Raw genomic sequence first — 237 nt, 5'->3', positions numbered from 1 at the left:
CACAATATGGCTGCCTTTGATCAGGCGAATGCCATAAGGCGAAGGCAGATGCATCCCGTCGTCGAAGAACTGTTTCACCCACGGGCCGGTGGCGTTAACCAGGCCGCGCGCTTGCCAGCTATATTTTTTGCCGGTATCGATATCTTCCGCTTCCACAATCCACAGGCCGTTTTCGCGACGAGCAGAAGTAGCACGAGTACGAGTAAGCACTTCGCCGCCTTTACGCACCACCATCTG

The 237-nt window shown here is 55.3% G+C and carries 1 protein-coding gene; it reads right to left on the bottom strand.

The window, feature by feature from the left end:
- On the bottom strand, positions 1–237 hold a 237-nt coding region (locus FN960_RS22490), incomplete at both ends, for an FAD-dependent oxidoreductase (RefSeq protein ID WP_143850871.1).

The organism is Alkalicoccobacillus porphyridii, from assembly GCF_007293315.1.
GTDB classification, from domain to species: domain Bacteria; phylum Bacillota; class Bacilli; order Bacillales; family Bacillaceae_D; genus Alkalicoccobacillus; species Alkalicoccobacillus porphyridii.
Note: the sequence above shows the minus strand (reverse complement) of the source record. Positions and strands in the feature narration are given on the sequence as shown.